At 70.2% G+C, this 10,572-nt stretch carries 11 protein-coding genes; all 11 read right to left on the reverse strand.

The features are described 5' to 3' along the window. Nucleotides 1–134: 134 nt before the first annotated feature. On the reverse strand, nucleotides 135–1,499 hold the full coding sequence (locus ACFU53_RS42770; protein ID WP_384005189.1) for a tyrosine-type recombinase/integrase: 1,365 nt from the start codon (nucleotides 1,497–1,499) through the stop codon (nucleotides 135–137). A gap of 72 nt (nucleotides 1,500–1,571) precedes the next feature. Then, a complete protein-coding gene (locus ACFU53_RS42775; protein ID WP_327744835.1) occupies nucleotides 1,572–1,760 on the reverse strand; it encodes a helix-turn-helix domain-containing protein in 189 nt (62 codons plus the stop codon). A gap of 477 nt (nucleotides 1,761–2,237) precedes the next feature. Next, nucleotides 2,238–3,710, reverse strand: a complete 1,473-nt coding sequence (locus tag ACFU53_RS42780; protein ID WP_384005197.1) for an ATP-binding protein — start codon at nucleotides 3,708–3,710, stop codon at nucleotides 2,238–2,240. Nucleotides 3,711–3,712: 2 nt separating this feature from the next. Next, a complete protein-coding gene (locus ACFU53_RS42785; protein ID WP_384005190.1) occupies nucleotides 3,713–4,558 on the reverse strand; it encodes a bifunctional DNA primase/polymerase in 846 nt (281 codons plus the stop codon). Between the two features lie 89 nt (nucleotides 4,559–4,647). Then, entirely contained in the window at nucleotides 4,648–5,691 is a 1,044-nt protein-coding gene (locus ACFU53_RS42790; protein WP_384005191.1) for a DNA cytosine methyltransferase, read from the reverse strand. 87 nt (nucleotides 5,692–5,778) lie between these two features. Beyond that, a complete protein-coding gene (locus ACFU53_RS42795) occupies nucleotides 5,779–6,090 on the reverse strand; it encodes a hypothetical protein (RefSeq protein WP_384005192.1) in 312 nt (103 codons plus the stop codon). Between the two features lie 203 nt (nucleotides 6,091–6,293). After that, nucleotides 6,294–8,420 carry an FtsK/SpoIIIE domain-containing protein gene (locus ACFU53_RS42800; RefSeq protein WP_384005193.1) on the reverse strand — a complete coding sequence of 709 codons (2,127 nt, stop codon included), beginning with the start codon at nucleotides 8,418–8,420 and terminating at the stop codon, nucleotides 6,294–6,296. 110 nt (nucleotides 8,421–8,530) lie between these two features. Next, nucleotides 8,531–8,848 (reverse strand): hypothetical protein, encoded by a 318-nt coding sequence (locus tag ACFU53_RS42805; protein ID WP_384005194.1) that lies wholly within the window; start codon nucleotides 8,846–8,848, stop codon nucleotides 8,531–8,533. A 124-nt stretch (nucleotides 8,849–8,972) separates the two neighbouring features. Next, entirely contained in the window at nucleotides 8,973–9,833 is an 861-nt protein-coding gene (locus ACFU53_RS42810) for a protein spdB (RefSeq protein ID WP_384005195.1), read from the reverse strand. Then, a complete protein-coding gene (locus ACFU53_RS42815) occupies nucleotides 9,830–10,144 on the reverse strand; it encodes a hypothetical protein (protein WP_384005198.1) in 315 nt (104 codons plus the stop codon). The genes ACFU53_RS42810 and ACFU53_RS42815 overlap by 4 nt, the downstream gene beginning before the upstream one ends. A 5-nt stretch (nucleotides 10,145–10,149) precedes the next feature. Beyond that, the gene (locus ACFU53_RS42820) at nucleotides 10,150–10,419 is read right to left on the reverse strand and encodes a DUF6284 family protein (RefSeq protein ID WP_384005196.1); all 270 of its coding nucleotides are present in this window, start codon (nucleotides 10,417–10,419) and stop codon (nucleotides 10,150–10,152) included. Nucleotides 10,420–10,572 lie beyond the last annotated feature (153 nt).

Raw genomic sequence — 10,572 nt, forward strand, 5'->3', positions numbered from 1 at the left:
GCAGGAATGCTGGTCACGGGCCCTTTCGCTATCCAGGCTGGCCGTGGGGCCATTTTGCGTGGATTGCCCCACCTTGTCTCACCTTGAATCACGTGTTGACCAGTGCGTGTGGGGCATGTGCGGGGCAGTGTGGGTCACTGCCAGCGCTTCAGCGCGTCGTCGATCCGGTCGTTCGCCATGGTGGTGGCGCCGTCCAGGCACTTCGCGTAGACCTTCAGCAGGACGGCCACCGAGTGCCCAGCGCGCCGGGCAACCTCCACGGGGTCAACTCCGGAGTTGAGCCACAGAGAGACGCACGCGTGGCGAAGATCATAGGGACGTCCTCCGAGCGGTGACGCGTGCTGCTGGGAGGTGAGCGCCTTTTTCCGTGCCCTTGCCCATACCTCGCCGTAGCCGCTCTCCTGTACGAATCCGCCGCGCGCCGTGCGGAAGAGTCGTCCGTCCGGTGCGACGCCGTGGGTTTGGATGTGCTCCCGGAGCATGGCGGTGAAGTGCGGCGGGATGGGGACGTGCCGGATCTCCCGCTCCGCCCGCCACTTCAGGCTTCGCTCGTCATGAGCTTCCCCGGAATCGGTCCACCCGCGACCAACTCGCGGGCGCGAACCGTCCAGGTGCAGGGTGCCCCAACCAGTGAGGGGTAGTTCGCAGTTGTCGTGTCGGAGCCAGACAGCCTCTGCGGGGCGTAGGGCCGCGTGGTACAGGCACCCGAAGAACGCTTTCAGGTGCTCGCCACGGGGGCCCTGCTTCTCCACCGCATCCAGCAGCGTCCGGGCCTGTCGCGGGTTGACGACACAGCCGGGGTCGATCTCGTCGCCAGTCGGCGGGATCACCCACTGAACCTGGGGAAGCGGGTTGTGGGGGAGCCGTCGGGCCTCCACGGCGAAGCCCAGAGCGTTGTGGAAGACGGCACGCTTGCGCTTCACGGTGGCAGCGGCGGCCTTCTTGCCGTCCAGACGCTGAGTGAAGGCGGTCAGCACCTTGCGGATCACGAGCGGGTCATCCATGGCGCTCACGGGCATCGTGTTGCGCTCCACCCACGACAGGATGCGCGCGACTTCCGCCGGCGGGTCGTCCGTCCAGCGGTTGAAGTTGAATGCCCAGCTATAGAGGGCGCTGCGCAGATCCCGCGCGTCGGGCATGCCGCGACGGCTAGTCACCAGCGCGGGCGTGGCCGTGGCCAAGGTTTCGGCGAGTCCCGTCCGGGTCTTCGCGGGAGCTGTCGGCCACTTCATCTCGATGTAGTCGCGCGCGTGCTGGTACCAACTCACGTCGTTGCGCTGCCGGAGTTCCTTGACCGGTACGCCAGTCGCTTCGTCGAAGGGCTCACCGGCGTTGACGGCGGTCAGGAGTTCCGCGCGCCGACTGTCGGCGAGGGTCTTGGTTCCAAAGGTCTGAGAGTGCGGGGTGTCGCCTACCTTCCACCGCAATTCGGCCGAGGTCTGGCCCCGGTCCTTGCGCTGACGGACGGCCCAGATCCGAACGGTGTACGTGCTTCCCACAAGGGTCCTTTCACAGGAACGGGCCCGCCGTGTGGCGGGCCCGTTGTCGAGCGGTCGTTGGGTTGGGATCGGTCAGTAGGCGGGGCGTTCGAGGTTGTTCCACCACGAGTCAAGGTCGGCACGTCGGCAACGGAGCTGCCCGTTCGGGAGTTTGACGAGCTTGGGTGCCTTGCCACGAGCACGCATGCGATAGAAGGCAGCGCGACTCATCTCGATCTCTTCGAGGACTTCGGGAAGCTTGAGCATTTTGGTGCTGGCCAAGGCAGCGACTCCTTTGAGGCTTCGATCTTTAGGGAGAGCGACGGGCTTGGGCTTGGCGGGAGCCTGCGCCCGTCCGAGGTCTGGATTTCTGCGTCACCGCGTCACCTGCGTCATTCAGGGTGTCTGACCTGCGGGTTTGGGGTGACGCAGAGCGTTGGGGGTGCGTCATCTGTGACGCAGGCCGTGCGTCACCGATGACGCAGGTGACGCGGCGTGACGCAGCAGACGCCGTCTGCGTCACGGCCTGTATGCGCAGGTCACCCGCCGTTTTCCGGGGGCCTGGTGACGCTGTGACGCAGCGTTCCCCTACTTAGGAAAAGGAGGGGGTGTCTGTGGTGGTGCGGTGCCGCTCAGGGCGTGAAGAAGGGGCCGCTTCGCGGCGCGTCCATCGCAGGGCGGCGCCGCCGCCGAACAGCAAGAGGAGCACGCCGGGCCGGGGGTGCTCCTCTTGCTTGTGCGGTCCGGGGCCGGTGCCGGTCAGATCGACTGCTGTTCGTGCGGGGGCGGTGCGGGTGAGCGGGTCATCTCGATGTAGCGGCCCTCCCTGGTGCGGCCGGAGTCGATGAGGACACCTCGCGCGGCGAGGGTCGGCTGTAGGCGCTTGAGGCGGTCGGAGAGGACTTTCCCGGTGGTCGGCCATCCTTTGGGCAGGGGGCGGAAGTCCTCGCCCGTGTAGAGGCGGGTGAGGCAGTACAGCCACTCCGTGGAGGTCATCCGCTGCTTTGCGCCCGGTTCGATGTCTGCGGCGTGCCGGAGAACGGTCTGTGCCAGCAGGTCACCCTCGATGACATCGTCATTGAGGTCGTCGAGACTGGCCCGGTAGGCGGGGAGCGCCCCGAGACCGGCGGCCGCGTCGAGCTGCGCGCACAGGTGCGCGAAGTCCGCCATCCGCAGATCGGTGGGGGTCTCCGCCGCCACCGCGCGGACCTTGACCGTCAGGTCCAGGAGCGAGCCGAGAACGACGGGCAGAACCTCCGCGTACTCCGCCCACAGTTCCGCCTCGGTGCGCCGCACCCGGGGCCGTTCCAGACGCAGGGGCAGGAGACGTTCGGCGAGGTCGGGGCGGATGACTCCGACGTCGATGCCGGTGAGGAGGAGGGGCCGGCGGTAGCGGGCCCGGAAGACGTCCCCGTCGGTGAACAGGGCCCGTTTGACGCTCTCGGCTCCGGTGACGATGCAGCACATCGCGTCGGACAGGTCCGGCGTCATGTGGGAGAGGTTGTCCAGGGCGGTGACCCATCCGGCGGCCACGGCCGCGATGAGATTGTCCTCATCTTTCGGAGCGCGGCGCAGGTCACCGGTCATGCCCTCGATGATCCGTACGAGCATCCGCCCGCCGGTGGACTTGCCCGCGCCCTGCGGCCCGGTGAGGAAGGGGGCGGGGACGGGCACGGACGGTCCGAGACAGCCGATCAGCCAGGCGATGGCCAGGCATTCGGTTTCCGCGTTGGCGAAGTTGCACAGCCGCATCAGCAGGTCGATGCCCTTGCCGTCGGTGTCCTTGACGGGCAGGGGCAGTTCGCCGGTGAGCTGGGTGCGCCGCCAGCAGACTTCGCGGGGATCGGGGGTGAGGACGTCCCATCCGGTGGGGTGGATGCGGACGGACTTCCCGTCACTGCGGCCCAGGTCCAGCCACGTCGCCCCGTCGAATCCGGGGGCCACGCGGATGTTCACGGGCTGCACGTCCTCCGTCAGGGCGAGCGCTTCGATCAAGTCCAGTGCCTCCTTGAGGGCGGTCCCGTTGAACACGCCTCGCCCGTCCCTGAACAGGCCGACCATGAGTTCCTGGCGGTGACTGCCTGTCGTGCCCTGGGAGCGGATCGGGCGGGCCACGGGGTGGCCGTTCTTCTGCGCGTACACGGTCCCGTCGGCGGTGCGGAAGTACCGGAAGTGGGCCTGCGCGTAGTCGGTGATGACCTCGCGGGCGGGGTTCTTCTCGTCCTCGGACATGGTCACAGTCCCAACGTGGCCAGGGCGTTGGACCACGCGTCGGTGCAGTGCCGGGCCGATTCGCCCTTGGCCTGCGCGGCGGTGAACAGCCGCGCAACGTGGGTGTCGGTGAGGCAGCCGCACCGGCCGTGCGTGGACAGCACGGCGAGGAACGTGCGGTAGACCGTGGCGTGCACCGCGCTACGGGCCTCGGTGATGCGCTGTTCGGCCATGGCGATGCCACGGTGCAGATAGGCGGTCGTGCGGTGAGGGCACTCCCCCTGTCCGCCCCTCAGGGGCACTGTGCGCGCCTGTGGCGCCCTGCGGGACGGGGACGGCTCCATTACTGCCAGCGTGCGCACAGCGTCCGGGAGAGCGACCGTGACACCGACGCCGGGACCGAGCCAACGGGCGTAGGACATCGTGGACTTGATGTCGACGCCCTCACGGACGCCGTTCACGGACCGCATCACGCCCCGGTAGATCCAGTGCTCTCCGCGCGTGGTGGCAACGGTGCGCGTGGCGGGCAGGGTCTGTCGGGCCCAGGCGACGGCGGCGGGGTTGTCGAGGTCGACCACAGTCATCCCGGCGCCGCCGGGGTGGTAGGCGACGGCGGCGGCCCTGCGCCACGCGGACGCCCACGCCGGGGAGGCGAGGACGTGCGGGTCGGTGGTGGCGGCGGCCCAGCCGTGGCACGGCTGCGGGCAGGCGCAGGGCCCGGGGGTCTTCATGTTCGGTCGGCCGCCGCACGCGTTGTCGGCGCAGTCGGGGCAGTTGCCGAACGGCATCTTTCCCGCGCGCAGGGGCAGCACGGGCACGCCGTGGGCGGCGAGGGCGAGCGCTCGCCGGATGTGGGTCGGTTGCGTCATGCTGGGAGACCTCCAACAGGTCTGTTGAGGACGGGTTGGACAAGGGCGGCCCCGGCTTTGGCGAGACGGGGGCCGCCCTTGGCGGTGTTCTAGGCGGCGGCGGTGAGGTCGCCGGCGGGTGCGGTGGTGAGCAGCAGGTTCAGGGCGTGGATGGCCTGTTGGGGCATGACGCCGTTGCCGAGTGCCTTGAGCTGGGCACTGCGGGACAGGTCGGGGACGTCGGTGACGTGGCCGGTGGGCAGGCCCATGAGCCATTCGACGAAGGGCGGGTTCAGCCGTCCCACAGCGTCAGTTGGCCGGGGAGCGGGGCGTCCGAGGGCGCTTTCCCAGCGCGCGACCGCCGGGCCGTACTCGCCGAAGTCGATGCGGGCGGGGTCGGCAGGCTGGCCACCTCCGCCGAGAGGCACTTGCCGTGCGTCCCGGCTTCCTGCGACGGCGTGCGCTTGGTCTGCCGGTTCTCGTTCTCCGACGCGCGCGGGGTGGGCAGCAGCGAGACGACGTGCCGCAGGTTCATCCCGCCCTGGGCGGCGTGTCCGGGCCCGGTGTTCTCCGAGGTCGACGGGGTCGGCAGGAGTGAGGTGACGGCGGTGGGCAGTTGTCCCCTCTGCCCACCGCCGCGCCAGTCCCGGGCCGCCGGTGTCGGCAGGCCACGCGAGGAGGAAGAGCCGGTTGCGCTGGTGTGCGGCGCCGATGTCGGACGCGCGTACACAGCGCCATTCCGCATCGAACCCGAGGGCGGCAAGGTCAGCGAGGACGGTGTCGAATCCGAGGGAAAGGTGACCTGCGACGTTCTCAAAGACCGCGAGCCGGGGTCGTAGAACGCCAAGGGCACGGGCGATGTGGGGCCAGATGTGCCGGGCATCTTTGGTTCCCTTCCGGTGGCCGGCGGAGCTGAAGGGCTGGCACGGGTAGCCGCCGGTGAGGATGTCGACCGGTTCCACCCCGTCCCACCGGGCGGTGGTCAGGTCGCCCAGGTTCGGCGCCTGGTAGCGGTGGGCGAGGATGCGGGCGGCGCCGGGGTCGTTGTCCGAGACCCAGGCCAGGGAGCAGCCGAAGGTCTGCTGTACGGCCATGTCCAGGCCGCCGTATCCGGTGCACAGCGAGCCGAGACGCAAGGCGTCGGGTTGGGGCATGCTGGGGTCTCCAGTTCCCGAAACGGTGCTGGTTGGCAAGGGCGGCCCCGCTTCTTTGGCGAGAGGGAGGGGCCGCCCTTGGCGTAGCTAGGCGCCCTTGGAGCGGGCGAGGCGGAAGGTGATGCCGCCGATGCCGATGGGTCCGGCGGCAGTGGCGATGGCGGTGACAGCGTCGGCGGTGGCGTCGAGCAGCGTGCACAGCGCGACGACCAGGCCCCACGTGCCGAACGCGGCGGCCCCGGCGACGCCGAACGCGATCAGGACGCGGTGCCACGGGATGCCCGTGCTGTCGGCGGCCTGGACGACGATGACGACCGGGGCCCCGGTGGCTTCGGCGCGGCGCCAGTCGTCGGCGGGTATGTGCGGGGCGATGATCCCCGGCGGGTCACGGTGTGACATGCGGAATCCCTTCTCCGAGTCGTTCAGGGAGGCGGAAGCACCCCTGCGGGGTGGCGTGTGGAGGGGGTTTCAAGGGTCCTGACCTGCGGCCCTCCCTGCCTCCCTGACTGATCATTCGTGCAGGTCAAGTGCAGGGAGGCGGGTCAGGGAGGGGTTCAGGGAGTTCTCCCTGCCTCCCTGACCCGTCCGGGGTCGGCTCCCTGTCATTCGGCGGTGGAAGCGGAACCCGTCTCGTCGCGGTTGGCGAGGGCGCGGGTGAGGCGGTCGCGGCCGATGACCATGACGCCGTCGGACTTGTACGGCTCGGCGCCGGTGCCGTCCAGGACGCGCTTGAGGTCGATGAACGACCACTTGCCGTAGGCGTCCTCGTTCGCCAGCGCGAGCCGCTTGAGGACGTCCTGTGTGCGTACCCGCGCCGCGTTGCCGACGGCGGCGGCGATGTCGGCGAGCGGGTCGTGGTCCTCGCCCCGCTCGATCACGTGCAGGGTGGTGACGCCGTCGCGCAGGGCCTTGGCCCGATCGGTGAGGACTTCGGCCGCGTCGTCGTCGATGTAGTGCGTGCGGACGGTGATGGACGCCTGTCCGGCCGGGATGGCGATGCCGTCGGACGCGACGACCAGCGTTCCCCGGTCCAGGCCCGGACGCAGCATGTTCGGGGCGGCGCCGCCGTCGACCGCCTTGTCCCCGAGCGCCATGCGGGCCTGCGACTCGGTGCCGAGCGCGAGGGAGGCGCGGGTGTGGGCGCCCTCGCGCACGAGCTTGGGAAGGTTCTGGTCGGTGGGGTCCTGCGTCCCCTGCCACATCAGGACGTTGACCGCCCGCCCTTGGTTGTGGATCTTCCGGACGGCCATGAAGTACCGGGACTTGGCCTTGGAGCCGCCGTAGGGCCGCTTGTCCTCGTCCACGGCCGGGCACATGAACGCCACCTGCGCCTCGTCGACCAGCACGATCAGCGGCGGGAAGGCGGTGCCGGGCGGGGCCTGGATACGGCGGTTCATCTCCTCCACCGCACCCTCCACCATCTCCGTCACCTGAATCACGTGCTCATCGGTGGGCCCTTGGATCAGGGTGGTGGCAAGGCCGTCGAACATGGCCCAGTCGCCCACGCCCTTGAGGTCGCCCATGAGGAACTGCACCGACTTGTCGAGTGCGACCCACAGGGCGAGGGAGCGCAGGGCGACGGTCTTGCCCTGGTTGGACAGGCCGGTGATGAGGAGGTGGCGCTGGTACAGGCTCAAGGCGGCGGCGTCGCCGCGCAGGTCCTGCCCCCACGGCGCCTTGCCCTTGGCGTAGTCGGCGGTCATCGTCTCGTCCGTGACCAGCGGAGACGGGCCGATCGGCTCGTCCAGCGCGCCCGAGTCGGCCACCCACAGCCGCACCGTCCGCGCGGCCTGCGGGATCGTGATGAACACCTCGTGCTCGTGCCGGGTCAGGTTCTCCGCGAGCTTCCGGCGCCGGTTCTGCACCTCGATCGTCGACACCCCGGACGGCAAGGTCACGTCGACCTCGATGCCGCATCCGGCGATCCGGATCGGACCGAGCATGGAAGCGCCGGCGTCGCCCATCTCCTTGATGGCGTTGCGCAGCGCCGGGACACCCAGGTCGCGCAGGGCCTTGACCACGATGGACGGGGTGATCGGCTCACCCTCGCTGCTGCGGACGTTCGCGGGAAGCGCCCACTGGGGTGCGGCCTGCTGCTTGCTGCCGACGGCCCACAGGGCGAGCAGGGCGAGGAACGGGCCGATCGTGAGCGCCGGACCCCACACGACCTGAACGATCCGGATGAGCAGGGCGATGAAGTCGATGGTTGCCGCGAGCGGGGTGATGACGTCTTTCACGTCGCCGTTGTTGATGGCCATGACGACCCCGAGCGCGACCAGAACCCCGATGCTCATCCCGGCACCGACGGCCACCCCCTTGGCCGCTTCCACGGGGGAGTGGAGGAGGTCCATGCGCCGGTGGTGGCGGGCGGCGCGGAAGCGCTGCAGCCGCTCCTCCCACTCCTCCGCCGCTTCCAGGTTCCCCGCGGCTTCGGCGGCGCGGATCATGCGCTCGTAGCGGGCGCCGGTCTTGCCGTCCCAGGTGCGGCGGGCCACGATCCGCCCGCCGTTGAACGTGTAGGACCCGTGCCGGGCCACCGTCCGCACGACGGTCTTCGTGGTGTCGTGGGTGACCGCGCTCTTCGCCGCGCGACCCGAACGCACCCACAGCGGCACCGGCCGCGCGACCGGAGCGTCCGGGGTGTCGGGGACGACGGTCAGCACAGTGGGCGCGGTGTCGACGGCCGGGGTGTCGGTGGGCTTGTGGAGGTGAACGACGTTCTCAGACATGCTGGAAGAGCTCCTGACTGCCCCTTCAAGGGCGGGAGTTGAGGAGAGATGCCGGGGTGGTCGGGTCCGTGGAAAGAGCGACCACCCCGGCGTGCGCGGGTTGGGTCTGGTCAGAACCAGCCGGACGACTTCTTGGCGGCCTTGGCGCGCGCCGCCTCAGTGATCAGCCGCTGACGCTCGCCGTGCAGCGCGGCCAGCTCCGCGTTCAGCCGCATCTCGACGGCGGAGCCGATGGAGTCCATGCGGTCCTCGGCACCGGCCGTGCTGCGGCCCTTGTGGACGCTGCGGGCGCCGCCGACCATCGCACGCGTCATCGACAGCCGTTCACGGCTGGTCAGCGGCCACCACTCGCCCCGCCGCACCGCTTCCAGCTTCTTCATCGTCTTGCCGATCTCGCGGTCAAGGCGGCGTATATCGGAGTTGCCCATGTCAGAGACTCCCGTCGGACCTGTCAGGGTCGGGGTAGGCGCCCGGCACGCAGGTGCCGGGCGAGGCAGGAAGGCAGTAGCTGTAGGTGATCCGGCAGAGCGGGCAGGTGGGCGTGCGCCACCATCAGGCAACGCGCTTCCACGCCGCCCTCAGGCGGACCTCGGATGCGGAGTGGCCGGCCGCGCGGAACCGGGCGGACATCTCGCGGTAGGACAGGGCGGGCGACTCGCTGTGCCGGATCTCGTCCACCAGGACGTCAAGCACCTCGTCGGAGAGCGCGGGCACCGACTCCAGCGCGAGCGAGGAAACCGGCTCCGTCGGGCCCCACACAGGCAGTTCCCATGCGGGTGTGACGCCGGGTGTGACGCGACTCGTCACGCTGGTCAGCGCCCTGCCGGTGTCCTCGCCGTCCCGCACCGTCTCCAGCGTCGACCACGCCCCCGCGAGGGTGGCGGCGGTCTTGGCCTGGACGCGTGCGACGCGCGCCCCGGCCTGCGTCACGGCCGTCAGCCGGGTCTCCTCGGTGGCCGCTTCCGCCCGCAGCCGGGCACGGGCAACGGCCGCCTCGTCGCGGGCCTCTTGCTGGATACCCCGGATCGCACCGAGCGCGACCGGGGTGAGCGCGGTGCGCTCCCACAGCCCATGCACCAGCCACAGCGCCTTGGCCGCGACCGGCAGCCACGCCACGGCGAGCCACGCGCCGGTGGAGTGGTCGGCGGTGAGGGCGTGAGCGACCAGGACGCCGGTGGCGACCAGGCCGAACGACCAGCCGAAGGCGGTGACGGCGCGGTTGTGGTCGCCCTGGGCGGCGAGACGGCGTTCATAGGCGAGGGTGGCCAGCCAACCGCCGTCGATGCCGAGTCCGACGACCAGCGCGACCGGCCACGGCATCGCCGTGCCCAGCCACATCAGGATCACGGCGAGGGTGAGGACCATGGAAACCGCCGTCATCGCGACGGCGGGAAGAGCGGTCTTGCCCTTCATGCGGCACCCCCGACGGGAGTCGGTCCGTCGCTGTAGCCGTACAGGTGGACCTCGGCGCCCGCGTACACGGTCGACGCCTCCAGGACGCGCGTCATGCCGTGGCTCTGCACCTGGTGCGTCACGCACTCGGCCGGTACGGCCAGGGCCTCGCGCCACGCCTCGAACGCGTCCAGCCCGTCGTGGAACCGCAGCGTCAGCCGCTCCGGGTAGATGTAGGACAGGTCCACGCTCGGTGCGGGCAGGTGACCGAAGTCGGCGGCCAGCAGCCGCAGCACCCGCAGCGGCGCGGCCAGGCCGTCCAGCGTGAGCATCCCGTTCACGCGGCACCGCCCGGCAGGCTCTCGCCGACGGTGCGGTTGACCAGGTCTCGACGGGCGGCGAGCACCTTGTTGCGGGCCCGGCGGATACGGCGGGCGTCCAGCTCGGTCCGGGTGCGGTCGAGGGTGATGATCTGCGCGTCCAACAGGTCGACCTCCGCCAGGATCAGCGGGGACTCCACCTCGATCGCGTCCAACTCCGCATCCGTCGGCTCCATGAAGTCGGCGAACGCCGTAACAGCGTCCTGAACAGTGACGATGGTCTTCATTGGGTCGTGTTCCTTCCACAGGGGTGAACGGCCCGTCAGCGGCCCCGGGTCTGGACACCCGGGGCCGCGCGCCCTTGAAGTCGGATCACCAGCAACCCTCCGCCGCCCCACTAACACCACCAGTCCAAGCGCGGGCGTACCGGCGAGGGAGGC

The organism is Streptomyces sp. NPDC057474, from assembly GCF_042802555.1.
Classification (GTDB): domain Bacteria; phylum Actinomycetota; class Actinomycetes; order Streptomycetales; family Streptomycetaceae; genus Streptomyces.

Bases quoted from the DNA above. Each gene is read 5' to 3' on its own strand.
- ACFU53_RS42805 (WP_384005194.1), bottom strand. From the start codon at position 8,848: ATGGGCAACTCCGATATACGCCGCCTTGACCGCGAGATCGGCAAGACG.
- ACFU53_RS42815 (WP_384005198.1), bottom strand. From the start codon at position 10,144: ATGCTCACGCTGGACGGCCTGGCCGCGCCGCTGCGGGTGCTGCGGCTG.
- ACFU53_RS42800 (WP_384005193.1), bottom strand. From the start codon at position 8,420: ATGTCTGAGAACGTCGTTCACCTCCACAAGCCCACCGACACCCCGGCC.
- ACFU53_RS42810 (WP_384005195.1), bottom strand. From the start codon at position 9,833: ATGAAGGGCAAGACCGCTCTTCCCGCCGTCGCGATGACGGCGGTTTCC.
- ACFU53_RS42790 (WP_384005191.1), bottom strand. From the start codon at position 5,691: ATGCCCCAACCCGACGCCTTGCGTCTCGGCTCGCTGTGCACCGGATAC.
- ACFU53_RS42780 (WP_384005197.1), bottom strand. From the start codon at position 3,710: ATGTCCGAGGACGAGAAGAACCCCGCCCGCGAGGTCATCACCGACTAC.
- ACFU53_RS42820 (WP_384005196.1), bottom strand. From the start codon at position 10,419: ATGAAGACCATCGTCACTGTTCAGGACGCTGTTACGGCGTTCGCCGAC.
- ACFU53_RS42785 (WP_384005190.1), bottom strand. From the start codon at position 4,558: ATGACGCAACCGACCCACATCCGGCGAGCGCTCGCCCTCGCCGCCCAC.
- ACFU53_RS42795 (WP_384005192.1), bottom strand. From the start codon at position 6,090: ATGTCACACCGTGACCCGCCGGGGATCATCGCCCCGCACATACCCGCC.